The organism is Actinomadura xylanilytica, assembly GCF_030283145.1.
GTDB lineage: Bacteria > Actinomycetota > Actinomycetes > Streptosporangiales > Streptosporangiaceae > Spirillospora > Spirillospora xylanilytica.
This window is the reverse complement of sequence record NZ_JASNWE010000005.1, coordinates 152,109-178,702: the sequence shown is the minus strand read 5'-3', so window position 1 is coordinate 178,702 and position 26,594 is coordinate 152,109. Positions and strand designations below refer to the sequence as shown.

The window sequence follows — 26,594 nt, the reverse complement described above, 5'->3', positions numbered from 1 at the left end:
TGTGATCAGATCTTGTCCGAATCCCCCGCCGTGGACGACCGAAGGCCCCGCGGACCGCCGCGGGGCCGCCGGCCGGGGTGTTACCGGTGTGACGGGACGTACATCCGCACGTCGTCCACCTGCGCCTTGCCCTCGTAGAAGTTCATGTGCGGGTCGCCGATGACGAACCGGTCGGGATAGGCCGATCCGGCGGGCCACACGTCACGGTCGGTGACCGTCCCGCCCGGTCCCTGCCACGTCCACTCGCCGTTGAACCGGCCGTCGTACTCGCCCGGCGTCTGGTTGTAGTGCCAGATCGGCTCGCCGTCCTGGACGAACGCGCGGGTGTAGCGGAAGGTGGCGCGGCCGGTGTGCGCGAAGACGCCCGACATCTCCATCGTGTAGGCGCCGCCCCGCCGCTCGACGGCGAACCGGTAGCTCTCCTCCGGGAGCAGCTCGGGCTTCAGGTCAACCTGGGACACGATCGCGCCGGCCTTGGCGAGGCCGCACTCGCTCGGCATGAGGTACTCGGTGCCGGGCATCGTCGGGTAGCGGCGGTCGTCGGTCATGAAGATCGCGTTGACGCCGTTGCCGGTTCCGGCGGAGTACTGCTCGTACTGCTTGGTCGCGGGGTTGCAGTAGCGAAGCCCCGAGCCCGTGTACTTGTAGCGGTTGTAGGAGTCCATGGCGACCTTGCGGTGCCCGTGGATGAAGACGTTGTTGTGCGGCGCGGGCCGCTCGTAGTCCATGATCCCCAGGTAGTAGAACCCGTTGGAGTCGGTGCGGACGTCGGCCCAGGCGCACTCGGGCCGGGAGAAGTCGCCGCCCGAGGCCCACGGGAAGTTGGTCTTGCAGCCCTCCGGCGAGTACCCGTTGACCCGCCCGTCGGGGTAGTCCCACGAGCCGTTGCGCTGCCCCCCGAAGTCGAGGCCGCGCAGGGTCATCTCCACCCGGTACTCGGCGGGCAGCGCCCTGGTCGAGCGGATGACCACCCCGCCCTGGTGGCCGGGCTCGTCCATCTGCGCGACGCCCCTGCGCGAGGTGAGCGTGGGCGCCCCGTCCGGGCGGCCGTCGCCGTCGGTGTCGCGGGCCGCGAGCTCGGCCGTGAGCCAGCCGCCGTCCCCGAACGGGAACGACTTGCGGTAGGTGCTCATCTTCGCGAGCTGCTGCTTGAACGCCGGGCCGCCGACGGTCTCGAAGTAGGCCCCGTCGTTGTCGTACATATCGACGTCGTAGAGGCTGCCCGGCCCGTCGCCGTCGCTGAACCAGGGGGCCTTCCGGTCGTCCAGCGGCCGGTCGAACGACTCGGCGTTCACCAGCCGCCAGCCGCCCGCACCGCCCGCGCCGCCGGCACCGTCCGCCCGCGCCGGTGCGGCGCCCAGGGCCACCGGCAGCACCAGGGGCAGCGCCAACGCCACGGCGCCCCTCACGATCCTTCTCATCCCGCCGCCTTCCTCACCGCGCTTCCGTCGCACGGACCTCAGCCGACCTGCGACGACCGTAGATCCGCGCGGCGGCGCCCGCCACGGCAAACATCGCCAAAGTGGTATTGACCAGTCGCCGAACCGGACATACAGTGACCGGACGCACTATCGGCGCTCCAGGAGGTGACAGGCGTGCTATCCAGTGGTGAACCGGCCAACGGGAGCACCAAACGGCAGGTCGTGCGGCGCGAGCTGCTCGCCATGCTGGACGAGCTGGGCGTCGGCGACGCCCTGTCCTCCGAGCGCCGGCTGGCCGAGGAGCTCGGCGTCTCCCGCCCGACGCTGCGCGCGGCGATCGACGGGCTGGTCAACGACGGCCTGCTCGAACGGCGCCACGGGAGCGGCACCTACGTGGCCGAGCCCAGGATCGCGGTGCCGCTGACCATGACCTCCTTCACCGAGGACATGCGGCGGCGCGGGATGCGCCCGGACGGCCGCGTCCTGTCGTTCCGGACCGAGACCGCGGGGGCCCGGATCGGCAGGAGGCTGGCCCTCTCCCCCGTCGAAGAGGTATTTACCATTCGGCGACTCCGGCTCGCCGACGGCGCCACCATGGCGATCGAGACGCTCTACCTGCCGCGCCGCCTCCTGCCGGACCTGCGCCGGCAGGACCTGGAGGGCCGGTCGTTCTACGACCTGCTCCGCTCCGGCGGCGTGGAGATCGCCTCGGGCACCGAGACGATCGAGCCGAGCGTCACCACCGCCGAGGAGGCCGCCGAGCTCGGCGTGCCGGTGCACTCGCCGGTGTTCCTCTTCGAACGGGTGACGCGGGACGAGGAGGGCGGCCCGCTGGAGTACGTCAGGTCCCTCTACCGGGGGGACCGCTACCGGCTCCAGCTCGACCTGCGCCCGCCGCCGCACTGACGGCGCCGGACTCCACCACGACCGCCGGAACACCACCGGGACCCACCGGAACACCATCAGTACCACCGGAACATCAGAACGCCGCGACCCGACCGTCAGGATCCATCCGCGCTGACGGGGGCGACAGCGCAAATCTCCAACCCCCTTTAGTGAGGTGCACCATGGACTTCGTCAAAGACGTCCTCACCTTCCTGGCCGACAACGTGTTCGGCCAGGTGCCCATCCTGATCGGGCTGATCACGCTCGCCGGGCTGCTGCTCCAGCGCAAACGCTTCGAGGACACCCTCGCCGGGGCGCTGCGCGCCACCATCGGGGTGGTGATCCTTTTCATCGGCGTGGAGATCTTCACCGGCGGGCTGACCAGCTTCCAGACCGTGCTGGCCAGCGCGATGAACTCCACACCGCCGAAGGCCGACCACTCGCTCAACGACTTCCTGGGCTCGCAGGGCGGCACGATCGCGCTGGTCATCACCGTGGCGTTCCTGCTGCACGTGGCGATCGTCCGGCTGTTCCCGGCCGCCCGCTACCTGTACCTGACCGGGCACCTGATGTTCTGGGTCAGCACGGTCACGGTCGCCTCGCTGGTCACCATCGCGCCGGACGCCGACCAGCTCACGCTGGTGCTGTGCGGCGCCGGGTTCGTGGCCGCGTACTGGACCGTCCAGCCGCTCTGGATGCGCCCGCTGATGCGCAAGGTGATGCCCGACGACCGGTTCGGCTTCGCACACACCAGCTCGCTGACCGCCCTGCTCACCGGCTACGCGGCCAAGCCGCTCGGCAGCCGCGACAAGCACGACACCGAGAAGCTCAAGCTGCCCCGCCAGCTCTCGTTCTTCAAGGACGTCAACGTCAGCACCGCGCTGATCATCTCGGTGATCATGCTGGTGGCGGTCGCCTTCGCCGACCACGGGGTGGTGACCAAGGCCGCCGCCGAGCTCGACCCCAAGCTGTCCCCGTGGGTGTGGGCGCTGCTGGTCGGCCTGCGGTTCGCCGGCGGCATCGCGATCCTGATGTTCGGCGTGCGGATGTTCCTCGGCGAGATCGTCCCGGCGTTCAAGGGCTTCAGCGACCGGGTGATCCCCGGCACCCGCCCGGCGCTGGACGCGCCGACGATCTTCCCGGTGGCGCCGACCTCGGTGATGGTCGGCTTCGTGACCTCGACCGGGGTGTTCCTGGTCTGCCTGGGGGTGTTCGCGGGGGCCGGCTGGTTCACCCTCGCCCCGCCCATGATCATGCTGTTCTTCGTGGGCGGCGCGGCCGGGGTGTTCGGCAACGTGGTCGCGGGCTGGCGCGGCGCGGTGCTCGGCGGCGTGATCAGCGGCCTGGTCCTGGCGATCGGGCAGGCCGTCACCTGGGGCCTGTTCGAGAAGACCGCGCCGGAGCTGTCGGCCCTCGCCGACCCCGACTGGTACGCGATCGCCTGGCTGCTCAAGGCCACCGACCCGGTCATCGGCGGCGCGTCGGTGTGGGCCATCCCGGTCGTCGCGCTGGCCGCCACGGCCGCGACCCTGCTGATCCTCGGCCGCCGCGAGAGCCGCGCCGCGGCAGAGGCGGAGGTGGCGGCGGAGACCGCCGAGTCCGGGAACAAGACCTCCCTGGACAAGGGCTGACAACGAGAGACGAGAGGGGTACTGAGATGGCACTCGACCGGCAACTGGAGGTCCTCGCCGTCTGCGGCCTGGGCATGGGCACCAGCCTCATCCTGAGGATGACCGCCGAGGACGCGCTGCGCGCCCTCGGCGTGGAGGCCCGGGTGGAGAACACCGACGTGTCCGCTGCGCGCGGGATGAGCCCCGACGTGATCATCGGGCAGGGCATGCACACCAGCGAGATCGCCGAGCTGGCCCCCGTCGTGATCACCATCAGCGACTTCCTCGACAAGGAGGGCCTGGAGGCGCAGCTGCGCGAGCGGCTGACCGAGAAGGGCTGGCTGGCGTGACGGTGCTGACCGCGACCGACGGCGCGACCCCGGCGGACTGGCGCGAAGCGGTCCGGCGGGCGGCGCGGGGCCTGGTCGAGGCGGGCGCGGCGGGCGAGGGCTACCCGGACGCCTGCGTCCGGGTGGTGGAGGAGAACGGCCCGTACATCGTGCTGGCCAAGGGCCTCGCGCTCGTGCACGCCCGCCCTGAGGAGGGCGGGCTGGCGGTCGGCGTCGGCGTGACCCGGCTGGCGGCGCCGGTCGAGTTCGGCCACCCCGACAACGACCCCGTCGACCTGCTCCTGGCCTTCTGCACGCCCGACCCCGACTCCCACGTCGGGACCCTGTCGACGCTGGCCCGCGCTCTGTCGGCCGGGCTCGCGGACCGGCTCCGCGGCGCCTCGGACGAGGACGCGCTGACCCGCGCCCTCGAGGAGGCGCTGCGCGATGCCTGACTCCCCCCGGCCCCGCCTCCCCGACCAGGTGCGGACTCTGCTCGACGACTTCGACGCGCACGGCGCGGACGCCGCCCGCACCGCCGCGCTCCTGCTGCTGGAGGCGATCGAGGCCGACGGCATCGTGCACGTCGCCGGGGCGGGGCACTCGCTGGCGATGGTGTGCGAGACGTTCTACCGGGCCGGGGGCCTCGCCCCGGTCCGGCCGATCTGGGATCCGCGCGTCTTCCCCCTCGACGACGCCGTGCGCAGCACCCGCGCCGAGCGCCAGGACGGGGTCGGGCGCGCGGTCGCCGAGGCCGCCGCGCCCGCCCCGCCCGATGTGGCGGTGGTGTTCTCCACCAGCGGGCGCAACCCGTACCCGGTCGAGATCGCGCAGGAGTGCGCGGCCCGGAACGTGCCGGTGATCGCGGTGACCTCGGTGCCGGCCTCGCGGGCCGCCTCCGCGCGCACCGAGACCAGCCTCGCCGACCACGCCGGGGTGGTGCTCGACACCCGCGTCCCCCCGGGCGACGTCGTGCACCCGGGCGGGGCGCCGCGCACGGCGGCGGTGTCGACGATCCTGGCCGCGTACGCGTGGTCGCGGGTGCTGGCCGACCTCGACGACCTCGCCTCCGCGCGCGGCACCGAGCTGCCCCGCTGGACCAGCGCGAACGTGCCCGGCGGCGACGCGGTCAACCAGGAGCTCCTGGCCCGCTACCGGCACCGCGTCCCGGAGCTGTCGGCCGGGACCTGAGCGGCGCCGCCGCCCGTGCGGAACGGCGGTCCATGCGTGGCGGTGTCCCCCCGGGCGGGGGGACACCGCCACGTCCGCGCCGGGCCCGGTGCGCGCCTCGCGGTGCACACCGGGCCCGCGGCGCGGGGCGTCAGACCGCGCGGCCCCGCAGCTCGCGGTAGCGGCGCACCAGCGCGGCGGTGGACGGGTCCGGAGCCGACGCGGGGGGCTCGGCGCCGGTCAGCGCGGGCGTGAGGTCGCCTGCCATCACCTTGCCGAGCTCGACGCCCCACTGGTCGAAGGAGTCGATCCCCCAGATCGCGCCCTCGACGAACACGATGTGCTCGTACAGCGCGACGAGCTGCCCCAGGGTGGACGGGGTGAGCCTCGGCACCAGGATCGTGCCGGTCGGCCGGTTGCCCGGCATCACCTTGTGCGGCACGACCGCGGCGGGCGCGCCCTCGGCGGCGATCTCGTCGGCGGTCTTGCCGAACGCCAGCGCCGAGGTCTGGGCGAACAGGTTGGCGGCCAGCAGGTCGTGCATGCCCGGACCGCCGGCCGAGGCGTCCTCGAACGGCTCGGCGAAGCCGATGAAGTCGGCGGGGACCAGCCGGGTGCCCTGGTGCAGGAGCTGGTAGAAGGCGTGCTGCCCGTTGGTGCCCGGCTCGCCCCAGAAGATCTCGCCGGTCTGCGCCACGACCGGCGCCCCGTCGGCCCGCACCGACTTGCCGTTGGACTCCATCGTGAGCTGCTGGAGGTAGGCGGGGAACCGCGCCAGCCGCTGCGCGTACGGCAGGACGGCGCGGGTCTGCGCGCCGAAGAAGTCGGTGTACCAGACGCCCAGCATCCCCATCAGCACCGGCATGTTGGCCTCGAACGGCGCGGTGCGGAAGTGCTCGTCGACGGTGTGGAACCCGGCGAGCATCTCGCGGAACCGGCCCGCGCCGATGGCCAGCATCAGCGACAGCCCGATCGCGCCGTCGAAGGAGTAGCGCCCGCCCACCCAGTCCCAGAACCCGAACATGTTGCCGGTGTCGATGCCGAACCCGGCGACCCGCTCGGCGTTGGTCGACACCGCCACGAAGTGCCGCGAGACCGCCTTGTCGTCGCCGAGGCGGTCGACCAGCCACTGCCGGGCGACCTTGGCGTTGGTCAGCGTCTCCAGCGTCCCGAACGTCTTGGAGCTGATGACGAACAGGGTCTCCTCGGGGTCGAGCGCGGCCAGCGTGCCGGTGATGTCGGCCGGGTCGACGTTGGAGACGAAGCGGCAGGAGATCCCGGCGTCGGCGTAGTCGCGCAGCGCCTCGTAGGCCATCGCCGGGCCGAGGTCGGAGCCGCCGATGCCGATGTTGACGACCGTCCGGATGGGCCGGCCGGTGAAGCCGGTCCACTCGCCCGAGCGGACCCGCCCGGCGAACGCCTCCATCCGGTCGAGCACCGCGTGCACGTCGGCGGCGACGTCCTGCCCGTCCACGGTCAGCGCGGCGCCGCGCGGCAGCCGCAGCGCGGTGTGCAGGACGGCCCGGTCCTCGCTGGCGTTAATGTGCTCGCCGCCGAACATCGCCTCGATCCGCCCGCGCAGCCCGGCGCGCTCGGCCAGCGCCACCAGCAGCCCGAGCGTCTCGCCGGTGACCCGGTGCTTGGAGTAGTCGAGGAAGAGGTCCCCCGCGGTCACCGTCATCCGCGCGGCCCGCTCCGGGTCGTCCGCGAACAGCTCCCGCAGGTGCCGTCCGGACAGCGCCTGCTGGTGGTCGGCCAGCGCCGACCACTCGGGCGCCTCGGTGATATCAGCCATCTGCCCCTCATCCCCTCGCGTGCCTGACCGGCGCGGGCGGCTCCCGGCTCCCCCGGCGCGCCGCCGCCGGCCCACGGAGATCATAGGTCGGCGGGCGTCCGCGGGACCAAGCGTCCCGCGATCCGGGACGGCCGGTCAGCGGTCCGGCGGCCCGGTGGACCCGCGGACGACCAGCTCGGGCGGCGGATCGTCGACCACCTCGTGCGGGGCGGGCTCGCCGCCGAGCTGGCGGAGCAGCGCGGCGGCCGAGCGGCGGCCGAGCTCGCGCAGCGGCATCCGGACCACGGTGAGCGGCGGGGTCAGGTGCGGGGCGAAGAACACGTCGTGGACGGCGACGACCGACACGTCCCCGGGGACCCGCAGGCCCCGCTCGCGCGCGGAGCTCATCGCGCCGACGGCGGCGAGCACGTTGCTGACCACCACGCCGGTCGCGGCGCCCGGCTCCAGCCGGTCCATCGCGCGCTGCCCGTCGGCGGTGGTGTGCCCGCCGCGCAGCTGGGGGCCCTCGGGCAGGCCGGCCTCCTCCAGCGCCCGCCGCCAGCCCCGGGTCCGCGCGGCCGAGCGGCCCCGCGGCATGCCCAGGTGCAGGTGCGCGACGCGGGTGTGCCCGAGCCCGGTCAGGTGGCGGGTGGCCAGGTAGGTCGCGGCCTCGTCGTCGAGCCCGACGCTGCCGACCTCGCCGCGGGTGCGGTCGTTGACCAGCAGCAGCGGCAGCCGGGTCGACACGACCTTGGCGACGGTCGCGTCCGACCCGCCGGGGCCGCGCTGGAGCAGCAGCCCGTCGATCCGGTTGCCGCGCACCAGCTTCTCGAACGCCCGGCCGGTGCGGGCCAGCTCGTCGGCGTCGGCCAGGAGCAGCGCGTACCCGGCGGCGCTCGCCTCGGCCTGCGCCCCGGCGAGGATCTCGCTGTAGACCGGGTTGCTGGTGTCGTGCACCGCCATCCCGAGGATGCCGACCGCGGAGCTGCGCAGCGCGCGGGCCACCTCGTTCGGGGTGTACCGCAGCTCCTCGGCGACGGCGAGCACCCGGAGCCGGGTCTCCTCGCGGATGCGCAGGGCCGCGTCGCCGCGCAGCAGCCGGGACACCACCGCGGGGCTCACCCCGGCGGCCCTGGCCACGTCGCTGATCTTCGCGCGGCCGGCGGCGGGCGGCGGCGGGTCGTCGGTGGGTTGACAGCGCTCGGGCATGCCTGCGAGCGTACGGCATCGGTAAAACGATTTACCGACCTACTACCCCATCTGCCTGCGAGGAGGGTCGATCATGGAGTCGGCTATGCGGGACGCACCCCGTCCCGGCGGCCCGGTGACCACGCTGCACGGGATGGCCTGGGACCACCAGCGCGGGATCGGGTGCCTGCGGGCGGTGTCGGCCGCCTACACCGCCACCCGCCCGGACCTGAGCATCACCTGGGACTCGCGCTCGCTGCGCGAGTTCGAGGACGTGCCGGTGGCCGAGCTGGCCGCCCGCTACGACCTGGTGGCGATGGACCACCCCTACGTCGGGCAGGCGCACGCCACGTCCGCCCTGGTACCGCTCGGCGAGATCCTGCCCGCGGCGGTGCTGGAGGCGCAGCGCACGGCGTCGGTCGGCCCGAGCCACGCCAGCTACACCTGGGGCGGCGGCCAGTGGGCGGTGGCCATGGACGCGGCGGCCCAGGTGTCGGCGTACCGGCCCGACCTGCTGGCGGCCCTGGGCTGGGACGCCCCGCCCCGGTCGTGGGACGGGGTGATCGAGCTGATGGAGGCGATGCCGGCCGGACGGGCGGTGCTCCCCGCCAACCCGACGCATCTGCTGTGCGCCCTGCTCACGCTCTGCTCGCAGGAGGCGGGCGGCCGGTCCGGCTGGCTCGGCCCGGAGGGGTTCGACCCCGAGGTCGCCGTCCCGGCGTCCGAACGGCTGCTGCGGCTGCTGGCCCTCGCCGGCCCGTCCTCCCTGGAGCTGGACCCGATCGGCGTGCTCGACCGGATGAGCGGCGGCGACGACGTCGCCTACGCGCCGATCGTGTTCGGGTACGTCAACTACGCGCGGCCCGAGGCCGGGCGGCGCGGCGTGCGCTTCGCCGGAATCCCGTCGCCGGACGGCGGGCCCGCCGGGTCGCTGCTCGGCGGCGTCGGCCTCGCGGTGTCGGCGCGGAGCCGGGAGCCGGAGGCCGCCGCCCGCTTCCTGGAGCACGTGGTCGGCTCCGCCTGCCAGCGCGGGGAGTACGTCCGCTCGGGCGGGCAGCCCGGCAACCGCGACGCGTGGACCGACCCCGCCGTGGACGCCGCGAACGGCGGCTTCTTCTCCGGCACGCTCGCCACCCTCGACCGCGCGTTCGTCCGGCCGCGCGACCCGGTGTACCCGCTCGTCCACAAGCGGGTCGGCGACGAACTGCACCGGCTGGCCGGCGCGGGCGCGGGCGCGGCGGAGCTGGCCGCCCGCGCGAGCGAGGTGTGCGCGGCGACGTACGCGGAGCACGGCCGGTGAACCCGCTGGCCGACCTGGTCGCCGCCGCGCACCGCCGGTACGCCGCGCACCCGGCGGTGCTGGCCGGCGGCGGACCGGCGGGCGCCGGGACGACCGGTGCCGGGACGGCCGATTTCGCCGAGCTGGGCGCGCGGGCCCGCGCGGCGGCGGGGGCGCTGGCGCGGCTCGGGCTGCGGCCGGGCGACCGGGTGCTGATCGCGCTGGACAACCGCGCCGAGACGCTGCCGCTGGAGCACGGGATCTGGCTCGGCGGCCTCGTCCGGGTCGCGGTCGGCACCCGGCTGCACCCGGAGGAGATCGGCGCGATCGCGGCCGACTGCGCGCCCGGCGCGCTCGTCTGCGAGTCCCGGATCGCCGGGGCGCTGGCCGGGCTCCCGGCGGGCTGTCGCGTGATCACGCCGGACGCGGGCCTCGGCGCCCTGTTCACCGGCCCTCCCGGCGGGCCGGGCGAGGGGCCGGCGGACGGCCTGGCCGCACTGATGTACACCTCGGGGAGCACCGGCCGCCCGAAGGGCGCGCGGGTGACCGGCGCCGCGTGGGCGGCGATGCTGGAGGCGATGTGGGCGGCGCTGCCGCCGATCGGCCCCGGCGACGTGGTACTGCACACCGCGCCGATGAGCCACTTCGGCGGCTCGGTCGGGTCGGCGTACACGCTGGCCGGGGCGGCGGCGCTGCCGCTGGCCCGGTTCGACGCGGGCGCGGTGCTCGAGGCGGCCGAGCGGCACGCGGTCACGGCGATGCCGATGGTGCCGACCATGCTGGAGCGGCTCACCGCCGCCGCGGTGGAGCGGGGCGCGCGCCCCGCCGCGCTGCGCGCGATCGTCTACGGCGCCGCGCCGATCTCGGTGCCGGCGCTGCTGCGCGCCCGGGACGCGTTCGGCGACGTGCTGCACCAGTTCTACGGGCTGAGCGAGGCGCTGGCGCCGCTGACCGTGCTCGCGCCCGGCGACCACGCCTCCGGCGACGCCGCGCGGCTGGCGTCGGCGGGCCGTCCGGTCGCGTCGGTGCGGCTCTCGGTCCTGGACGGGGACGGCGCGCCGCTGCCCGCCGGGGAGACCGGCGAGCTCGCGGTGAGCGGACCGCAGATCATGCCGGGCTACTGGAACGACGAGGCCGCGTCGGCGGCGGCGCTCACCGGCGGCGTGTTCCGGACCGGCGACCTCGGCTTCGTCGACGCGGGCGGCTACCTGCACCTGGCCGGGCGGCGCAGCGAGGTGATCGTCACCGGCGGCTACACCGTGCACCCCGGCGAGGTGGAGCGGGCGATCGCCGCGCTGGACGGCGTGGCGGAGGTCGCGGTGCTCGGCGTCCCCGACGCGACGTGGGGCGAGACGGTCGCCGCGGCGGTAGTGCCGCGGCCCGGCGCCGCGGTGACCGAGGACGACGTGCTGCGCGCCTGCGCGGCGCGGCTGGCCGGATACAAGAAGCCCCGGCGGATCGTCTTCGCGGACGAGCTGCCGCAGAACAGCACGGGCAAGGTCGCCAGGCGCCTTCTGCGCGCCTGGTTCTGAGATTTCGACACCACGCAGATTCCGGAAACACGCACAGGAGGAGATCACGTGCCCATGGCACTGGAGGGTGTCCGCATCCTCGACTTCACGCAGATGATGCTCGGCCCGTACGGGACCCAGCTGCTGGCCGACCTCGGCGCCGATGTGATCAAGGTCGAGCGGCTGGACGGCGAGTGGGAGCGGGGCCTGAACCTTCAGGGCGGGCTGGTCGGCGGCGACTCGGCGGCCTTCCTGGCGATGAACCGCAACAAGCGGTCGGTGGCGATGGACCTGCGCTCGCCGGACGTGCGCGCGGCGCTGCTGGAGCTGGCCGCGACCTGCGACGTGGTGGTGGAGAACTTCCGCCCCGGCGTGCTCGCCAAGCGCGGCCTCGGCTACGACGACTTCCGCGCGGTGAAGCCCGACATCATCTACTGCTCGGGCTCGGGCTGGGGGCAGGACACCCGCTACGCGCGGGAGGGCCGGCCGGGGCAGGACCTGCTGATCCAGGCGATGTCGGGGCTGGCGGCCAACGGCGGCCGGGCCGGCGACCCGCCCACCCCGGCGGGCACCGCGGTGGTGGACGCCGCGACGGCGCTGACGCTGTCGAACGGGATCCTCGCCGCGCTGGTGGCGCGGGAGCGGCACGGCGTCGGGCAGCGGGTCGAGGTCGACCTGTACTCGACCGCGATCGCGCTCCAGTGCCAGGAGATCTCCTCGATGGTCAACCAGGACCGCGAGTTCTCCCGGTCGGCCGAGGGCGTCGGGCAGGCGTGGCTGGACGCGCCGTTCGGCATCTACCGCGCGTCCGACGGGTGGCTAGCGGTGGCGATGGCGCCGCTGGAGGTGGTGGGCCCGCTGTTCGGCGCCCCCGAGGTCGCGGAGCTGGACGCCTTCGCCGACCGCGACGAGGCCAAGCGGCTGCTCGAGCTGCGCAGCGCGCAGCGGACCACCCGGGAGTGGCTCGACACGCTGCTCCCGGCGGGCGTGTGGTGCGCGCGGGTGCGCGACACCAAGGAGGCCGTGGACGAGCTGCGCGCCGACGGGTCGGACCTGATCGTGCGGGCCCGGCACGCGGTGGCGGGCGAGATCGAGCTGATCGGCTGCCCGATCCGGATGTCGGAGACCCCGTGGCGGATGCGGTACGCGCCGCCGGCGATCGGCGAGCACACCGGCGAGGTCCTCGGCGAGCTGCTGCCGGACGAGCGGATCGCGGCGCTGCGCGCGGACGGCGTGATCGCGTGAGCGGCGCGGAGACGCGGATCCACGAGCACCTCGCCGAGACCCGCGGGAACGGCGTCGCGGTGCTCCGGGTGGACCGCGAGGCCGCGCTCGGCGCGCTGTCGCGGGGCATGGTCGAGGCGCTCGGCGGCTATCTCACCCGGCTGCGGTCCGACGAGGACGTGCGGGTGCTGGTGCTCACCGGCACCGGCCGGGGCTTCATCGCCGGGGCCGACCTCAACGAGTACTCCGGCGTGGGCCGGACCGCGTTCGACGACTACCAGAAGCTGTCGCGGAGCGTGTTCGACCAGCTCGCGGCGCTGCCGCAGCCGACGGTCGCGGCGGTGAACGGGTACGCGCTCGGCGGCGGCTTCGAGGTGGCGCTGTGCTGCGACCTGATCGTGGCCTCCACCGCGGCGCGGTTCGGGCTGCCGGAGATCTCGCTCGGGCTGCTGCCCGGCGGGGGCGGCACCGTCCGGCTGACCCGGGCGGTGGGCGCGCGGGTGGCCAAGGAGCTGGTGCTGACGGGCCGCCGGATCAAGGCGCCGGAGGCGCGCGACCTGCGCCTGGTCACCGCCGTGGTGGAGGCGGACGAGCTGCTCCCCCGCGCGCTCGAGCTGGCCGGGACCATCGCGCGGCAGGCGCCGCTGGCGGCGCGGGAGGCCAAGCGGCTGGTCGACGACGGGCTGGAGACCGGGCAGGCCGCCGCGCTCACCCGCGAGCAGCAGGTGCTGTCGTGGCTGTACACGACGGCGGACGCGCAGGAAGGAGTCGCCGCGTTCCTGGAGAAGCGCGAAGCCGTCTTCCATGGTCGCTGACATGAACACCGCCGGCATCGTCCCGGGCGGGGACCCGCCCGGGACGCCGATCTCGTCCTGGCAACGAGCACATCGAGGTCCGGCTGACCTGTCCGCGCGGTTGACGGCCCGGGGGAGCTGAGGGGCCCGCGGGGTCGGCATAGGATCGGCCCGCGCCGGACCGGCGGCGCGCGAGGGCGGGTCGACGGCCCGGGAGCGGACGGGAGCGACGGTGGAAGAGCGGCATTTCTGGGTGGGCACCTATACCGGCGCGATGGGCGGCGGGCAGGGCGTCTACCGGTTGCGGCGCGGGCCGGACGGGGCGCTGGAGCGGCCCGAGCCCGCGGCCGTGACCACCTCCCCGTCCTATCTGGCCGTCCATCCGGGCGGCGGGGTGCTGTACGCGGTCAACGAGCGGGCCGAGGGCGCCGTCGTGGCGTACGCGGTCGACGGCGGCCGGGGGCTGCGGGAGATCGGTGTGCGTCCGGTGCCCGCCGGGCCGTGCCACCTGACCGTCACTCCCGGCGGCGGCCTCCTGCTGGCCGCCAGCTACGACGCGGGGGCGGTGAGCGCCGTGCGGCTCGGGCCGGACGGCGCGTTCACCGGCGACCCGTCGGTGTACCAGGGGCACGGCCGCGGGCCGCGGGCCGACCGGCAGGAGGGCCCGCACGCGCACGCGACCGCGGTCGCGCCGGACGGCACCGTGCTGGCGGCCGATCTCGGCGCCGACGTCGTCCGCGCCTACCGGATCGCGGCGGACGGCGGCGCGCTGGAGCCGGTCTCGGAGATCCGGCTGCCCGCCGGGTGCGGGCCGCGGCACCTGGTCGTCCATCCGGGCGGGCCGGTGCACGTGCTGACCGAGCTGGCCGGCACCGTGATCACGCTGCGGCCCGGGAGCGGCCACGCCGACCTGCGGATCACCGCGGAGGCGCCCGCGACGGCCGGGCCGGTCCCGGCGGGCTCACAGAGCGCGGCGATCAAGCTCGGCGCGGACGGCCGCCACCTCTACACGTCCATGCGCGGCGCCGACGTGGTCACCACGCACCGGATCCTTCCCGGCGGGGCCGGGACCGAGCCGGTCGACGACGTCCCGTCCGGCGGGGAGTGGCCGCGCGACCTGCACGTGGACGGCGAGTGGCTGCACGTCGCCAACCAGTATTCGGGGTTGGTGGCCGCGTTCCGGATCGGCGCGGACGGCGTGCCGGTGCCGGCCGGGCCCCCGGTGGAGGTGCCGTCCCCGGCCTGCATCGTGCCCGCCTAGACCCGATTGCGGCCTGTATCGACTGTGTTTTCCGGTCCGTCCGGATGGGCACGCCCCAGAGGGAGGACGGGCGGACCGCGGGACGGGCGCCACGGACACCAGGGGGGCTGCCGGGCCATGACCATCGCGACGACCAATCCGGCGACCGGCGAGGTGGAGCGGACCTTCGAGGCGCTGTCCGGCGCGGAGCTCGACCGGCGAATCGAGCTCGCGGGGCACACCTTCAACGGCTACCGCCTCACCCCCCTGGAGACCCGGGCCGGCTGGATGCACGCGGCGGCCGACCGGCTGGCCCGCGAGACCGAGCGGGTCGCGATCCTGATGACCACCGAGATGGGCAAGACGCTGGTGTCGGCGCGGGCCGAGGCGCGCAAGTGCGCCAAGGCGATGCGGTTCTACGCCGACCACGCCGCGGAGTTCCTGGCCGACCGGCCCGCCGACGCCGCCGCCGTGGGCGCGCGGGACGCCTACGTCTCCTTCCGCCCGCTCGGCCCGGTGCTGGCCGTCATGCCGTGGAACTTCCCGCTCTGGCAGGTGGTCAGGTTCGCCGCCCCGGCGCTGATGGCCGGGAACGTCGGGCTGCTCAAGCACGCCTCGAACGTGCCGCAGACCGCCCTGTACCTGGAGGAGCTGTTCCTGCGCGCCGGATTCCCCGAGGGCGCCTTCCAGACCCTGCTGATCGGCTCGGCGCAGGTCGAGCGGGTGCTGCGCGACCCCCGGGTGCGGGCCGCGACGCTCACCGGCGGCGAGCCGGCCGGCCGCTCGGTCGCGGCGATCGCCGGGGACGAGATCAAGCCGACCGTGCTGGAGCTCGGCGGCAGCGACCCGTTCGTGGTGATGCCCTCGGCCGACGTCGAGCGGGCCGCCCAGGCGGCGGCGGCCTCGCGCTGCCTCAACAACGGGCAGAGCTGCATCTCGGCCAAGCGCTTCATCGTCGACATCGGCGTGGCCGACACCTTCGAGCGGCGCTTCGTGGAGCAGATGCGGGCCCTGCGGGTCGGCGACCCGATGGAGGAGTCCACCGACGTCGGCCCGCTGGCGAGCGAGCGGGGCCGGGCGGGCATCGAGGAGCTGGTGGACGACGCCGTCCGGCGCGGCGCGCGGGTGCTGTGCGGCGGCGAGCGCCCGCCCGGCCCCGGCTGGTACTACCCGCCGACCGTGCTCACCGGGGTGACGCCCGACATGCGGATGTTCGGCGAGGAGGTCTTCGGGCCCGTCGCCGCGCTGTACCGGGTGCGCGGCGTCTCGGCGGCGGTCGAGCTGGCCAACGCGACCGGGTTCGGGCTCGGGTCCAACGCCTGGACCCGCGATCCGGGGGAACGCGACCGCTTCGCGCGCGAACTCGACGCGGGGCAGGTGTTCGTCAACGGGACGACCACCTCCTACCCCGAGCTGCCGTTCGGCGGCGTCAAGCGCTCGGGCTACGGCCGGGAGCTGTCCGAGCAGGGCATGCACGCCTTCTGCAACGTCAAGACCATCTGGATCGGCGAGGGTGTCGACGGCTGAGCCCGGCGGGGCGCGGCGCCGGCGGGGTCCGGCGCGGAGGGGTCACGGGCGCGGGAGCGGTGCGCGGGAGCGGCGCGGGTGCCGGGTGCGAGAACGGGGCCGGGAACGGGTGCGCGGAGGGCGCTCAGCCGATCGCGGTCGGCGAGGTCGCCGGGCGGGTGGCGGGCTTGCGGTGCCTGCGGGCCTCGGCGAGGGTCGGGTGCACGGTGAAGGCGCGGTGCAGGCCGGTGATGCGCAGCAGCTTGACCATCGGCGGGCGGGGCGCGGCGAGCACCAGGCCGAGGCCGTCGTGGCGGGCCCGGCGGCGGGCCGCGATCAGCAGCGCGAGCCCGTTGGCGTCGCAGAACGTCACGCCGGACAGGTCAATGATCACCGGCGCGGTGGCGCGGCGCAGCGCGGCGATCAGCCGCTCGCGCACATCCGGGGCGGTCGCGATGTCGAGGTCGCCGTGCAGCGCGATCACTGTGTGGCCGGCCAGCCGACGGGTGGTGAGACCCTCGGCGACGGAGCCGGGCCCGCCCCGCACGGGATCGGGCGCCTCCGGGACGGGAGGAGGTAGGTTGTTGGTGCGCATGACGGATCTCCGATCCGGGTGGTGGAACGTGCATACGGTCGGCCGTGCCTGCCCGGGTGCGACGGACGCTGTGGCGGCATCGTTCCGCCCGGCCCGTCCGGACCCGAAGTGGCGGCCGGAGTGCTGAAAAGACCGGGACGATGGCGGCGGTGCCGCCTTAGTGGAATTCCTCGGTCAACACCGACTATACGCCCCCAGCCGCCGGACGTCCCGTAAAATCCCCTGACCTGCGACGATGCCCGGCTTCGGAGCGAGGTCCGGCTATCGGTGCCGGAGCAGGAGGTAGAGGCGAAGCGCGCCGCAGGGCGCGAGGGCGCCCTCCTGGACCGGCCTGGCCCTGGCCGCGCCGTCCCGGTCCACCGCGCCGATGTCGAGGTCGCGCAGCAGGGCGCCGGTCACGTGCCGCGCCGACCTGGAAACGATCACGCGGCCCTGCGCGTTGAGCAGCACCGCGCCGGGCGGCAGCAGCGGCAGGACCGACTTCTCGATCCGCCGCACGTACAGGTCGGCGCCGGTGACGCCGAGGAAGCGTGGCCCGTCCAGCACCGGCGCCGACATCGTGAGGATGTACTGGTCGGTGCCGTGGAAGTCGACGTACGGGCCGTGCACGTAAGGGCCGCCGGTCCGCTCGGGGACCCGGAACCACGGGTGCCGGGTGTAGTCGTAGAAGCCGGTGCTGGACGGGTCGAGGTCGAGGACCAGCGGCTCGGGCGGGCGGTCCCCGACCACGTGGAACCACTCCAGCCACAGCGGCGCGTCCTCCAGCAGGCCCGGCGCGGCGACGAACCCCGATCCGGACACCAGCCGCCCGTGCTCCTCGATGACGGCGAGCGCGCCGGCGCGCAGGGCGGAGAGGGCGCCGCGCCCTGGCTGCCCGCCGCCATCCGGGGCGGGCTCGTCCCGGACGGCGCCGGAGGCCCCGGCGCTGAACCGCCGGAGGGAGCGCAGCACCGCGTCGAAGACGCGTCCCACGTCGGCGCCAGTGGCCGCGGCCTGTGCGAGTCGATCGGTCACTGTCGTCCACCTCGGCCTGCCTGGGGGGATCGGCGCCGTCCGGGGCCGGCGCCGCTTCATGGTCGTACGAGACCGAGGTGCAGTTCGATGAGCCGCTCGAACGCCCCGGTCACATGCCGCCGGGCGAGCCGCGCCGCGCCCTCGCCGTCCTGCGCCGCGATCGCCTGGACGAGGTCGCGGTGCTCGCGCAGGAGCCGCCGCCGGGTGCGGGCGTCGGCGCCGGGCAGCCACAGCAGCGGCCCGATCTCGGTCTGGAGGCGGACCTCCTCGCGGGTGAGCCGGGCCGACTGGGCGGCGGCGGCCACCTCGACGTGGAACCAGCCGTCGGCACGGTGCTGCGCCTCGCCCCCGGCGGCGCCGCCGAACGCGTCCCGGGCGTCCTCCAGGCGGCGCAGGTCCTCGGGCGAGGCCCGCTCGGCGGCGAGCAGGGCGGCGCCGGCGGCCACCGCGGAGTAGTGGTCGCCGAGATCGCGCAGGTCCTCCACCGACAGGTCGGCCAGCCGCGCGCGCAGGTGCCCGGTGACCTCGCCGGGCGAGGGGGCCCGCACGAAGCTGCCGCCGCCGCGCCCGCGGCGGGTGACGATCAGGCCCTGCCTGCGCAGCTCGCCGAGCGCCTCCCGGACGGTGACGGTCGCGACCCCGAGCCGGGCGGCCAGCTCGGGCTCGCTCGGGAGCTGCTCGCCGTCGCCGAGCAGGCCGAGCGAGATGGCGCCGGCCAGCCGCCGGGTGATCGTCTCGGCGCGGCCGAGGCTCTCCAGCGGCGCGAAGACGGCGAGCCTGGTGACGGCGGAGGCGTCCCGCGCGGGCATCGGTCTCCCTTCGTCCTGCCGTCCCGCCTCGCGGGAAAAGAGCCCGGCACAGGGGCTTGCGATTAAAAATCTGGGACCATATCTTTTCGCTCTGAGGGTATCCGCACCACGCCATGGTGCACCCCGGCCGCCCCCGACCGTCGCCCCTCCGGCAAGGGAGCACTCCCGTGTCCGCTGCACCCGGCCCCAGCGCAGACCACGACGCAGACCACGACGAGGACACCGCCCGGCTCGCGGACCTCGGCTACGCCTCGCACTACAAGCGCGACATGAGCCTGTGGGCCAACTTCTCACTCGGCTTCACCTACCTGTCGCCGGTCGTGGGCGTCTACGCCCTGTTCGGCTTCTCGCTCGCCGCCGGCGGGCCGCCGATGATCTGGAGCCTGGTCGTCGCGGGCCTGGGCCAGCTGCTGGTCGCGCTGGTCTTCGGCGAGATCGTCTCGCAGTACCCGGTCAGCGGCGGCGTCTACCCGTGGGCGCGGCGGCTGTGGGGACGACGCTGGGCGTGGCTGAGCGGCTGGATCTACCTGGTCGCGCTGCTGGTCACCATCGCCAGCGTCAGCTACGGCGCCGGCCCCTACGCCGCGTCCCTGCTCGGCATCGAGCCGTCGGCCGACCACACCATCGCGTGCGCGCTGGTGATCCTGGCGGTCGCGACGGCGATCAACCTGTCCGGCACCCGGAACCTGGCCCGCGCCGCGATCATCGGCTTCGCCGCCGAGCTGGTCGGCGCGCTCGCGGTCGGGATCTGGCTGCTGGCGACCGAGCGGCACCACGGGGCGGCCGCGCTGTTCGACGGGTTCGGCACCGGCGGCGGAGGCGGCTACGCCGGGGCGTTCCTGGCCGCGAGCCTCATCGGCATCTTCCAGTACTACGGGTTCGAGGCGTGCGGCGACGTCGCCGAGGAGGTCCGCGACCCGGGCCGGCGGATCCCGAAGGCGATGCGGATGACGATCTACGTCGGCGGCGGCGCGGCCCTGTTCGTCACCTTCGCGCTGGTCTCCGCGGTCGCCGACGTCGGCGCGGTGATCTCGGGGCGGGACGCCGACCCGGTCACCACCGTGCTGACCGCCGCGTTCGGCCCGGTCGCGGTGAAGGTGATCCTCGGCATCGTGCTGATCTCGTTCGTGTCGTGCGCGATGAGCCTCCAGGCCGCGGCGAGCCGGCTCGCCTACGCCTACGCCCGGGACGAGATGATCGCGGGCAGCCGGGCGCTGGCCCGGTTCTCCGCCGCGCGGCGCGTCCCGCCGTACGCGCTGCTGCTCGCCGCGCTGGTCCCGGCGGCGGTGGTGCTCGGGTCCAAGCTCTCCGCGGACGCGCTGACGAAGATCATCTCGTTCGCCTCGCTGGGCATCTACCTCGGCTTCCAGATGGTGGTGCTGGCGGCGCTGCGGGCCCGGCTCAAGGGCTGGCGCCCGGCCGGCCGGTTCACCCTCGGCCGCTGGGGCCTGCCGGTGAACGTGGCGGCGCTGCTGTACGGCGTCGCCGCGATGGTCACCATGTCGTGGCCGCGCTCCCCCGGCCGGCCCTGGTACGACGACTACATCGTCCCGCTGTCCGGCGCGGTCGTGATCGGGCTCGGCCTGGTCTACATGGCCGCGACCCGCCACTACGGGCGCGGCGACGCCCCCGCGGGCGACGCGATCCCCGGCGCGGCGCCGGCCGGGGCCGCGGCGCCGCCGCCCGGACCCCGGACCACCGCCTGAGCCCCCGGCCGCCGCCCGGACCCCGAACTCCATCCGAACCCCCGACCACGACCCCGAGAGGAGGGGCCATGGGCCAGAGCACGGCCGCGTCCGCGAGCGCTCCCTACTTCGACATCTCCGATCCCGCCTTCTCCGTCCAGTCCGAGGAGGTCCGGCGCGCCCGCGAGAGCGGCTGGTACGCCCGGACCAACTACGGCATCGCCGTGCTGCGCCACGACGAGGTCGGCCGGCTGCTGAAGCATCCCCTGCTCGCGCAGGGCAGCGCCCGCTGGCCCGCGCACCACGGCATCACCTCCGGCCCGTTCGCCGCGTGGTGGGCCAACTGGGTGCTCAACAAGGAGGGCGAGGACCACCGCCGGCTCCGCCGCCTGCTGAACCCGGCGTTCTCGCGCCGGCTCGTCGACCCGCTCGTGCCCCGGTTCCAGGCGCTGGCGGCCGAGCTGATCGGCGCGTTCCGCGAGCCGGACCGGTGCGAGTTCATGGGCGAGTTCGCCGAGCCGTACGCGGCGCGGGTCATCGCGATCATGCTCGGGCTGCCCGAGGAGCACTGGCCCGAGCTCGCCCGCACCTCCGCGACGATCGGCCTGGCGATGGGCGTCACCATCCGCGCGGACCTGCCCAGGATCGAGGCCGCGCTGGACGACCTCTACGGCTACACCGACGAGCTGATCGCGGCCCGCCGCCGCGACCCGCGCGACGACTTCGTCACCCGGCTCGCCCAGGCCCAGCACGAGCAGGACCGGCTCAGCCCCGAGGAGCTGCGCGACTCGCTCGTGCTGCTGGTCTTCGGCGGGTTCGACACCACCCGCAACCAGCTCGGCCTGGCGATGCGCGCGTTCCTGGACCACCCGGACCAGTGGCGGCTGCTCGGCGAGCGGCCCGAGCTCGGCCGCGCCGCGGTCGAGGAGGTGATGCGGACCGCGCCGACCACGACCTGGGTGACCCGGGAGGCCAGGGAGGACTTCGCCTTCGAGGGCCTGGACATCGCCGCCGGCACCACCGTGCACCTGTTCGCCGAGTCGGCCGGGACCGACCCGCTGTCGGTCCCGGACGGGAGGTTCGACATCACCGCCGAGCGGCCCCCGCACTTCGGGTTCGGCGGCGGCGCCCACCACTGCCTCGGGCACTTCGTCGCCCGCGCCGACATGAGCGAGGCGCTGCCGCTGCTCGCCCGGCACCTGCGCGACCCCCGTCCCGGCGGGGAGCAGCGGTGGCTGCCGCTCAGCGGCAACACCGGCCCGGTGACGCTGCCCGTCGCCTTCACCCCGCGATCCGTCCCGCCCACCGGCTCGAAGGGAGCCCCCGCATGAAGGTCGTCGTCGACCTGACGCTGTGCCAGGACCACGGGCAGTGCGCGATCGCCGCGCCCGAGGTCTTCCGGATGAACGGCGAGGGCCGCCTGGAGTACGACGGCTCCCCCGGCGAGGGGCGGCGCGAGGCCGCCGAGGACGCTGCCGACGTGTGCCCCGTCCAGGCAATCACGATCGAGGACTGACCATGACCGGGCACGTAGTGCTCGTCAGGATCCCCGCCTCGCGGCACCGCCCCCACCGGGACCTGGTCTCGTCCGCCCCCGTCCCGGCCTGACCCCTCCGACCCCCCGATGGAAGGACCACCGATGTCCCCCACCTCCGAACCGGCGCCCGGCCCGGAGCGCACCGCCCTGGACGAGCACCGGGAGCGCAACGCCGACGCCGGCGCCCGGCGCGCGATCCGCGACCGGATCGAGGAGTCCGGCGTCGAGTTCGTCTACTACCAGGCCGTGTCCCTGACCGGCCGGGTCGTCGGGAAGGTGGTGCCCGCCCGGCACCTGGCCCGCAACCTCGAACGCGGCGTCAACCTGCACCGGACGGCGATGTCGGACCTCCAGTCCGACCGGTCCGGCGCGCTCCTCGGCGGCGGCGCCGAGGCCCCCGAGTTCACCGCGATGCCCGACCTGGACACCTTCGCCGTGCTGCCCTGGGACACCACCGTCGCCCGGTTCCTGTGCCAGGTGTACGAGCCCGCGCACCGGCCCGGCGCCGGCGGCCGGCCGCTGGCGACCGACGTCCGCTCCCACCTCAAGCGGGCGCATGCCGCGTTCACCCGGGACACCGGGCTGGAGCTGCGCAGCGGCTGCGAGCCGGAGATGACCTGGACCGGGCCCGGCCTGGAGGTGGGCTTCAAGCCCGGGTCCAGCCCCGCTTACCACGCCGACGCGCTGGAGAAGATGCGGCCGATATACCAGCGGGTGATCCGGTACGCGCAGGCGCTCGGCCTCGACATGATCGAGGGCGACTACGAGGACCCCGGGCAGCTCGAGCTGAACTGGGCGTTCGACGACGCCGACCGCACCGCCGACCGGCTGGTCACCTACCGGCAGATCTGCCGGCAGGTCGCGCGCGAGCTCGGCGTCACGGCCAGCTTCATGCCCAAGCCGACGGTCGGCGCGATGGGCAACGGCTGCCACCACAACCTCAGTCTGTGGCGCGGCGGGGAGAACGTGCTCGCCGACCCCGGCGTCCGCGAGCTGCACCTCACCGAGACCGGGCGGCACGCGCTCGGCGGGATCCTCAGCCACTCCGCCGGGTCGATGGCCGTCATGGGCTCCACGGTGAACTCCTACAAGCGGTACTGGGACGCTGGCCAGTTCGCGCCCTCCCAGATCAACTGGGGGATGGACAACAAGACCTGCACCGTGCGGCTGTCCGCGAACGGCCGGCTGGAGTGCAAGCTGCCGGACGCGATGGTCAACCCCTACCTGTCGCACGCGGTCCTGCTCGCCGCGATCAAGGACGGGCTGGAGCACGGCACCGACCCCGGCGAGCCGCAGGAGGGCAGCAGCTACGAGGGCCCGCCCTCGCCGTTCCGGCCGCTGCCGCTGACGCTGCGGGAGGCGCTCGACGCGTTCGCCGCCGACAAGGTCGTCCGCTCGGCGCTGCCCGAGGAGATGGCCGACCTCTATCTGGAGCTGAAGTCCGACGAGTGGGCGCGCTTCTGCGGCGCGGTCACCGACTGGGAGCGCGACATGTACACCGAGGCGATCCCGTGACCGGGCCCCTGCGCCTGGCCTGCATCGACGCGGAGGCGCCGCCGCTGTTCGGCCGCGCCGGCGCCGGGGGCGCCCGGCACGGCTACGAGCCGGACGCGGCGGCGCTGGTCGCGGACGAGCTCGGCCGCCCGCTGGAGTGGGTGTTCACGCCGTGGGCGGAGTTCTTCCCGGCGCTGCGCGCCCACGAGGTCGACGCGGTGTGGTGCGGGCAGGGCATCACCGCCGCGCGGCGGCGGCAGGCCGACTTCACCCGCCCGTACGCGGTGTTCAACGAGTCGGTCCTGGTCCGGCGCGGCGAGGACGTTGCGTCGCCGCGCGACCTGCGCGGGCGGCGGGTCGCGGCGATCGGCGGCAGCACCAACCTGGCGCTGGCCGAGACGTTCGAGGGCGCGCTGGTCGTCCCGTTCGGCGGCGGGACCGACGACGTGTTCGGCGACATGCTGGCCGCGCTGCGCGCGGGCGAGGTCGACGCCGTGGTCGACGACGACGTGGTGTTCGTGCCGCTCGGCGCCGACCCCGCGTTCTCGGTCGCCTTCACCGTACCGACCGGCAACCGGTGGGGTGTCGCGGTCGCCAGGGACCGGCCCGGCACCCGCGAGGCGATCGACGCCGCGCTGGCCGCGGTCATCTCCGACGGACGGCTCGGGAAGGCGTGGCGGACCTGGATGCCCGACCTGCCGTACCCGTTCGCGTGAGCGCGCGCCCCCTCATCGCCGTCGCCGGGATGCGCTCCCCGAAGATCGAGGGCCTCCGGCTGAACGGGGTGGTCGCCGCCGCGAAGATCCTGGAGGCGGTCTACCGGGCGGGCGGCGAGCCCCTGACCGTCTACCACGGCGAGCCGGGCGGCCTCGCCGCCAGGCTCGCCCGCTTCGACGGGATCGTGGTGCCCGGCGGCGGCGACCTCGGCCCCGGCCGGTACGGCGCCGAACCCGACCCGCGCACCGCCCCAACCGACGACGCGCAGGACGAGGCGGACCTCGCCGTCGTCCGCGCCGCGCTCGCCCACCGGCTGCCGACCCTGGCGATCTGCCGCGGGATGCAGGTGCTGAACGTGGCGTGCGGCGGAACCCTCGTCCAGCACGTCCCGCCCGGCGGCGTCGACCATCTGGGCCCGCACGGGGTGAAGCTCGAGCCGGACTGCCGGACGGCCCGCGTCCTCGGCGCCGACGCCGTCGCGGTCTCCTCCTACCACCACCAGGCCGTCGACGTCCTCGGGCGCGGGCTGCGCGTCGTCGCGCGGGCCCCCGACGGGATCGCCGAGGCGCTCGAGCACGACACCGCCCGGCTGCTGTGCGTGCAGTGGCACCCTGAGGACGACGCCGCCGAGACCCCCTACGAGCAGGCGCTCTTCGACGCGGTCGTCGAGGACGCGCGGAACGGGAACGACCATGGCTGAGCACGACGCCGGCACCGACACCGCGCCGGCCCTGCGCACCGACCTGTTCGTCGACGGCGGGTTCCGCCCGGCGGCGAGCGGGCGGACCTTCCCCTGCGTCTCGCCCCGCGACGGACGCGTCATCGCCGAGATCGCCGAGGGCGACGCCGCCGACGTGGACGCCGCCGTCGCCGCCGCGCGCGCCGCGTTCGAGGACGGCCGCTGGCGGCACCGGCACCCGCGCGAGCGCCGCGCGGTGCTGCGCCGCCTGTCGGAGCTGGTCGAGGCGCACCGCGAGGAGCTCGCGCGGACCGAGAGCCTCGACATGGGCAAGCCGGTCTCCGACGCGCTGGCGGTCGACCTGCGCGTCGCCGTGCAGACCCTCGACTTCTTCGCCGAGGCCGTCGACAAGGTCTACGACCAGGTCGCGCCGACCGACGCGCGCACGCTGGCGACCATCACCCGGGAGCCGCTCGGCGTGGTCGCGGCGATCGTCCCGTGGAACTTCCCGCTGATGCTCGCGGCGTGGAAGCTCGCGCCCGCGCTCGCCACCGGCAACTCGGTCGTCCTCAAGCCGGCCGAGCAGTCGCCGCTGACCGCGCTGCGCCTCGCCGAGCTGGCCGCCGAGGCGGGCCTCCCGCCGGGCGTGCTGAACGTCGTCACCGGCTTCGGGCCGACGGCGGGCGCGGCACTCGGCCGCCACCCCGGCGTCGACGCCGTCGCGTTCACCGGGTCCGGCGAGGTCGGCCGGCTGCTGCTGCACTCGGCCGCCGACTCCAACCTCAAGCGGGTGGCGCTGGAGCTCGGCGGGAAGAGCCCGCAGATCGTCCTGGCCGACGCCCCCGACACCGAGACGGTCGCGCGGGCCGTGGCGGGCGGGATCTTCTTCAACCAGGGCGAGGTGTGCTCGGCCGGGTCGCGGCTGCTAGTGCACCGTTCCCGCAAGGACGAGCTGCTGGACGCCGTCGTCCGCGCGTCCGAGGCGATGCGGCCCGGCGACCCGCTCGACCCGGCGACCACGATGGGCGCCCTCGTCGAGCGCGCCCACCTCGACCGCGTCCTCGGCCATCTCGCCACCGCCCGCGAGGAGGGCGCGGCCGTCGTCACCGGCGGCGGCCGGGTCCTGGAGGAGACCGGCGGCTTCTACGTCGAGCCCACCGTCCTGGACGCGGTCACACCGGACATGCGGGTCGCGCGGGAGGAGGTGTTCGGGCCCGTCCTGGCCGTCCTGCCCTTCGACGACGAGGACGAGGCCGTCGCGCTCGCCAACGGCACCCCGTACGGACTCGCCGCCGCCGTCTGGACCAGGGACCTGTCCAAGGCGCACCTGATGGCCCGCGCCGTCCGCGCCGGGACGGTCTGGGTCAACTGCTTCGACGACAGCGACGTCACCGTCCCGTTCGGCGGGTACGGGCAGTCGGGCTTCGGCCGCGACAAGTCGCTGCACGCGCTCGACGAGTACACCCAGCTCAAGACCACCTGGATCCGGCTGTGAGGGGCACGGGGGGTCAGGTCGGCTCGGTCCAGCGGTCGCCGGCGAAGGCGGTGAGGGCGTCGGAGATCTCCTCCGGGGAGACCTCGCCGGGCCGCCCGGGTCAGCCGGAGCGGAACCCGGGAGGCATGCCGGCCGCCCCGGGCTGGGCGTCGATGTCGTCGCTGAGCCGGTCCAGGTCCTCGCGGAGCCGATCGTGGATCGCGACGAGCCGGGCACCGGACGCGGTACCGCGGTCGGGCGGGCCCGTCACGCGGGGAAGCCGCCGTAGGGAACGGTGATGATCTCCATGCCGTGCCCCGCCGGGTCCATGAAGTACAGGCCGCGCCCGCCGTCGTTGCGGTTGATCTCGCCGGGGTGCTTGCGGTGCGGGTCGGCGTAGTAGGTGAGTCCCGCGCTCCGGATCCGCTCGAAGGCGGCGTCGAACTCCGCTTCGGAGATGAGGAACGCGTAGTGCTGCGTGACGATCGACTCGGCGGGGACGGTGGCGAAGTCCAGCGTGACCCCGTTGGCGAGGGACAGCGGGACGAACGGGCCCCATTCGGGCCCGGCCTCCAGGCCGAGGATGCCCGCGAGGAACTCGGCGGACTCGCGGTTGTCCAGGGAGTGGACGATGGTGTGATTCAGCTCGACTGACATGT

The 26,594-nt window shown here is 74.8% G+C and carries 26 protein-coding genes; 18 read left to right on the top strand and 8 right to left on the bottom strand.

The genetic code is table 11. The features are described from left to right. Positions 1-80: 80 nt before the first annotated feature. Positions 81-1,421 (bottom strand): hypothetical protein, encoded by a 1,341-nt coding sequence (locus tag QP090_RS30625; RefSeq protein WP_285942989.1) that lies wholly within the window; start codon positions 1,419-1,421, stop codon positions 81-83. A gap of 174 nt (positions 1,422-1,595) precedes the next feature. Between QP090_RS30625 and QP090_RS30620 the strand changes: the two genes are divergently transcribed. The 5 genes from QP090_RS30620 (at position 1,596) to QP090_RS30600 (ending at position 5,436) form a co-directional block, all read left to right on the top strand. Next, on the top strand, positions 1,596-2,327 hold the full coding sequence (locus QP090_RS30620; RefSeq protein ID WP_285942988.1) for a GntR family transcriptional regulator: 732 nt from the start codon (positions 1,596-1,598) through the stop codon (positions 2,325-2,327). Between the two features lie 161 nt (positions 2,328-2,488). Further along, on the top strand, positions 2,489-3,937 hold the full coding sequence (locus QP090_RS30615; protein ID WP_285942987.1) for a PTS ascorbate transporter subunit IIC: 1,449 nt from the start codon (positions 2,489-2,491) through the stop codon (positions 3,935-3,937). Between the two features lie 26 nt (positions 3,938-3,963). After that, positions 3,964-4,266 (top strand): PTS sugar transporter subunit IIB, encoded by a 303-nt coding sequence (locus tag QP090_RS30610; RefSeq protein ID WP_285942986.1) that lies wholly within the window; start codon positions 3,964-3,966, stop codon positions 4,264-4,266. Then, a complete protein-coding gene (locus tag QP090_RS30605; RefSeq protein WP_285942985.1) occupies positions 4,263-4,700 on the top strand; it encodes a PTS sugar transporter subunit IIA in 438 nt (145 codons plus the stop codon). The genes QP090_RS30610 and QP090_RS30605 overlap by 4 nt, the downstream gene beginning before the upstream one ends. Further along, positions 4,693-5,436 carry a sugar isomerase domain-containing protein gene (locus tag QP090_RS30600; protein ID WP_285942984.1) on the top strand — a complete coding sequence of 248 codons (744 nt, stop codon included), beginning with the start codon at positions 4,693-4,695 and terminating at the stop codon, positions 5,434-5,436. The genes QP090_RS30605 and QP090_RS30600 overlap by 8 nt, the downstream gene beginning before the upstream one ends. 130 nt (positions 5,437-5,566) lie before the next feature. Here the strand turns inward: QP090_RS30600 and pgi are convergent, their stop codons facing one another. Together pgi and QP090_RS30590 are read right to left on the bottom strand one after the other, a co-directional pair. Beyond that, the gene (gene pgi / locus QP090_RS30595; protein WP_285942983.1) at positions 5,567-7,210 is read right to left on the bottom strand and encodes a glucose-6-phosphate isomerase; all 1,644 of its coding nucleotides are present in this window, start codon (positions 7,208-7,210) and stop codon (positions 5,567-5,569) included. A gap of 135 nt (positions 7,211-7,345) precedes the next feature. Further along, positions 7,346-8,398: a LacI family DNA-binding transcriptional regulator gene (locus tag QP090_RS30590; RefSeq protein ID WP_285942982.1), complete on the bottom strand. Its 1,053-nt coding sequence runs from the start codon at positions 8,396-8,398 to the stop codon at positions 7,346-7,348. Between the two features lie 85 nt (positions 8,399-8,483). Between QP090_RS30590 and QP090_RS30585 the strand changes: the two genes are divergently transcribed. The 6 genes from QP090_RS30585 (at position 8,484) to QP090_RS30560 (ending at position 15,952) form a co-directional block, all read left to right on the top strand. After that, positions 8,484-9,677, top strand: coding sequence for an ABC transporter substrate-binding protein (locus QP090_RS30585; protein ID WP_285942981.1), 1,194 nt, complete (start codon positions 8,484-8,486; stop codon positions 9,675-9,677). Beyond that, positions 9,674-11,188 carry a class I adenylate-forming enzyme family protein gene (locus QP090_RS30580; protein ID WP_285942980.1) on the top strand — a complete coding sequence of 505 codons (1,515 nt, stop codon included), beginning with the start codon at positions 9,674-9,676 and terminating at the stop codon, positions 11,186-11,188. Before QP090_RS30585 ends, QP090_RS30580 begins: the two co-directional genes overlap by 4 nt. A gap of 54 nt (positions 11,189-11,242) precedes the next feature. After that, on the top strand, positions 11,243-12,412 hold the full coding sequence (locus tag QP090_RS30575; protein WP_285943826.1) for a CaiB/BaiF CoA transferase family protein: 1,170 nt from the start codon (positions 11,243-11,245) through the stop codon (positions 12,410-12,412). Next, positions 12,409-13,206, top strand: coding sequence for an enoyl-CoA hydratase/isomerase family protein (locus tag QP090_RS30570; protein ID WP_285942979.1), 798 nt, complete (start codon positions 12,409-12,411; stop codon positions 13,204-13,206). Before QP090_RS30575 ends, QP090_RS30570 begins: the two co-directional genes overlap by 4 nt. Positions 13,207-13,417: 211 nt before the next feature. Further along, positions 13,418-14,446 carry a lactonase family protein gene (locus QP090_RS30565; RefSeq protein WP_285942978.1) on the top strand — a complete coding sequence of 343 codons (1,029 nt, stop codon included), beginning with the start codon at positions 13,418-13,420 and terminating at the stop codon, positions 14,444-14,446. A gap of 117 nt (positions 14,447-14,563) precedes the next feature. After that, entirely contained in the window at positions 14,564-15,952 is a 1,389-nt protein-coding gene (locus QP090_RS30560; RefSeq protein WP_285942977.1) for an NADP-dependent succinic semialdehyde dehydrogenase, read from the top strand. Between the two features lie 124 nt (positions 15,953-16,076). Here QP090_RS30560 and QP090_RS30555 read toward each other — a convergent pair whose 3' ends face one another. The 3 genes from QP090_RS30555 to QP090_RS30545 all read right to left on the bottom strand — a co-directional run bounded on the left by QP090_RS30555 (position 16,077) and on the right by QP090_RS30545 (position 18,349). Continuing rightward, positions 16,077-16,526 carry an STAS domain-containing protein gene (locus QP090_RS30555; RefSeq protein WP_285942976.1) on the bottom strand — a complete coding sequence of 150 codons (450 nt, stop codon included), beginning with the start codon at positions 16,524-16,526 and terminating at the stop codon, positions 16,077-16,079. A gap of 261 nt (positions 16,527-16,787) precedes the next feature. Beyond that, positions 16,788-17,540: a cache domain-containing protein gene (locus QP090_RS30550; RefSeq protein WP_285942975.1), complete on the bottom strand. Its 753-nt coding sequence runs from the start codon at positions 17,538-17,540 to the stop codon at positions 16,788-16,790. Positions 17,541-17,596: 56 nt separating this feature from the next. After that, positions 17,597-18,349, bottom strand: a complete 753-nt coding sequence (locus QP090_RS30545; RefSeq protein WP_285942974.1) for a FadR/GntR family transcriptional regulator — start codon at positions 18,347-18,349, stop codon at positions 17,597-17,599. A 167-nt stretch (positions 18,350-18,516) separates the two neighbouring features. On the opposite strand from QP090_RS30545, the gene QP090_RS30540 reads away from it, so the two are divergent. From QP090_RS30540 to QP090_RS30510, 7 genes are all read left to right on the top strand, one after another. Then, complete coding sequence (locus QP090_RS30540; RefSeq protein ID WP_285942973.1) at positions 18,517-20,055, top strand: APC family permease; 1,539 nt, start codon at positions 18,517-18,519, stop codon at positions 20,053-20,055. Between the two features lie 68 nt (positions 20,056-20,123). Further along, complete coding sequence (locus QP090_RS30535) at positions 20,124-21,365, top strand: cytochrome P450 (RefSeq protein ID WP_285942972.1); 1,242 nt, start codon at positions 20,124-20,126, stop codon at positions 21,363-21,365. Beyond that, on the top strand, positions 21,362-21,550 hold the full coding sequence (locus QP090_RS30530; protein ID WP_285942971.1) for a ferredoxin: 189 nt from the start codon (positions 21,362-21,364) through the stop codon (positions 21,548-21,550). Before QP090_RS30535 ends, QP090_RS30530 begins: the two co-directional genes overlap by 4 nt. 123 nt (positions 21,551-21,673) lie before the next feature. Then, entirely contained in the window at positions 21,674-23,086 is a 1,413-nt protein-coding gene (locus QP090_RS30525; RefSeq protein ID WP_285942970.1) for a glutamine synthetase family protein, read from the top strand. Continuing rightward, positions 23,083-23,781, top strand: coding sequence for a substrate-binding periplasmic protein (locus tag QP090_RS30520; protein WP_285942969.1), 699 nt, complete (start codon positions 23,083-23,085; stop codon positions 23,779-23,781). Before QP090_RS30525 ends, QP090_RS30520 begins: the two co-directional genes overlap by 4 nt. Next, complete coding sequence (locus tag QP090_RS30515; RefSeq protein ID WP_285942968.1) at positions 23,778-24,482, top strand: gamma-glutamyl-gamma-aminobutyrate hydrolase family protein; 705 nt, start codon at positions 23,778-23,780, stop codon at positions 24,480-24,482. Before QP090_RS30520 ends, QP090_RS30515 begins: the two co-directional genes overlap by 4 nt. Further along, positions 24,475-25,956 (top strand): aldehyde dehydrogenase, encoded by a 1,482-nt coding sequence (locus QP090_RS30510; RefSeq protein WP_285942967.1) that lies wholly within the window; start codon positions 24,475-24,477, stop codon positions 25,954-25,956. Before QP090_RS30515 ends, QP090_RS30510 begins: the two co-directional genes overlap by 8 nt. Positions 25,957-26,056: 100 nt before the next feature. Here QP090_RS30510 and QP090_RS30505 read toward each other — a convergent pair whose 3' ends face one another. Together QP090_RS30505 and QP090_RS30500 are read right to left on the bottom strand one after the other, a co-directional pair. Then, on the bottom strand, positions 26,057-26,206 hold the full coding sequence (locus tag QP090_RS30505) for a hypothetical protein (protein WP_285942966.1): 150 nt from the start codon (positions 26,204-26,206) through the stop codon (positions 26,057-26,059). Then, entirely contained in the window at positions 26,203-26,592 is a 390-nt protein-coding gene (locus QP090_RS30500) for a VOC family protein (protein WP_285942965.1), read from the bottom strand. Before QP090_RS30500 ends, QP090_RS30505 begins: the two co-directional genes overlap by 4 nt. Between the last annotated feature and the right edge of the window lie 2 nt (positions 26,593-26,594).

Bases quoted from the DNA above. Each gene is read 5' to 3' on its own strand.
- pgi (WP_285942983.1), bottom strand. From the start codon at position 7,210: ATGGCTGATATCACCGAGGCGCCCGAGTGGTCGGCGCTGGCCGACCAC.
- QP090_RS30545 (WP_285942974.1), bottom strand. From the start codon at position 18,349: ATGCCCGCGCGGGACGCCTCCGCCGTCACCAGGCTCGCCGTCTTCGCG.
- QP090_RS30525 (WP_285942970.1), top strand. From the start codon at position 21,674: ATGTCCCCCACCTCCGAACCGGCGCCCGGCCCGGAGCGCACCGCCCTG.
- QP090_RS30530 (WP_285942971.1), top strand. From the start codon at position 21,362: ATGAAGGTCGTCGTCGACCTGACGCTGTGCCAGGACCACGGGCAGTGC.
- QP090_RS30560 (WP_285942977.1), top strand. From the start codon at position 14,564: ATGACCATCGCGACGACCAATCCGGCGACCGGCGAGGTGGAGCGGACC.
- QP090_RS30625 (WP_285942989.1), bottom strand. From the start codon at position 1,421: ATGAGAAGGATCGTGAGGGGCGCCGTGGCGTTGGCGCTGCCCCTGGTG.
- QP090_RS30500 (WP_285942965.1), bottom strand. From the start codon at position 26,592: ATGTCAGTCGAGCTGAATCACACCATCGTCCACTCCCTGGACAACCGC.
- QP090_RS30615 (WP_285942987.1), top strand. From the start codon at position 2,489: ATGGACTTCGTCAAAGACGTCCTCACCTTCCTGGCCGACAACGTGTTC.
- QP090_RS30600 (WP_285942984.1), top strand. From the start codon at position 4,693: ATGCCTGACTCCCCCCGGCCCCGCCTCCCCGACCAGGTGCGGACTCTG.
- QP090_RS30510 (WP_285942967.1), top strand. From the start codon at position 24,475: ATGGCTGAGCACGACGCCGGCACCGACACCGCGCCGGCCCTGCGCACC.
- QP090_RS30535 (WP_285942972.1), top strand. From the start codon at position 20,124: ATGGGCCAGAGCACGGCCGCGTCCGCGAGCGCTCCCTACTTCGACATC.
- QP090_RS30610 (WP_285942986.1), top strand. From the start codon at position 3,964: ATGGCACTCGACCGGCAACTGGAGGTCCTCGCCGTCTGCGGCCTGGGC.
- QP090_RS30585 (WP_285942981.1), top strand. From the start codon at position 8,484: ATGCGGGACGCACCCCGTCCCGGCGGCCCGGTGACCACGCTGCACGGG.
- QP090_RS30575 (WP_285943826.1), top strand. From the start codon at position 11,243: ATGGCACTGGAGGGTGTCCGCATCCTCGACTTCACGCAGATGATGCTC.
- QP090_RS30590 (WP_285942982.1), bottom strand. From the start codon at position 8,398: ATGCCCGAGCGCTGTCAACCCACCGACGACCCGCCGCCGCCCGCCGCC.
- QP090_RS30555 (WP_285942976.1), bottom strand. From the start codon at position 16,526: ATGCGCACCAACAACCTACCTCCTCCCGTCCCGGAGGCGCCCGATCCC.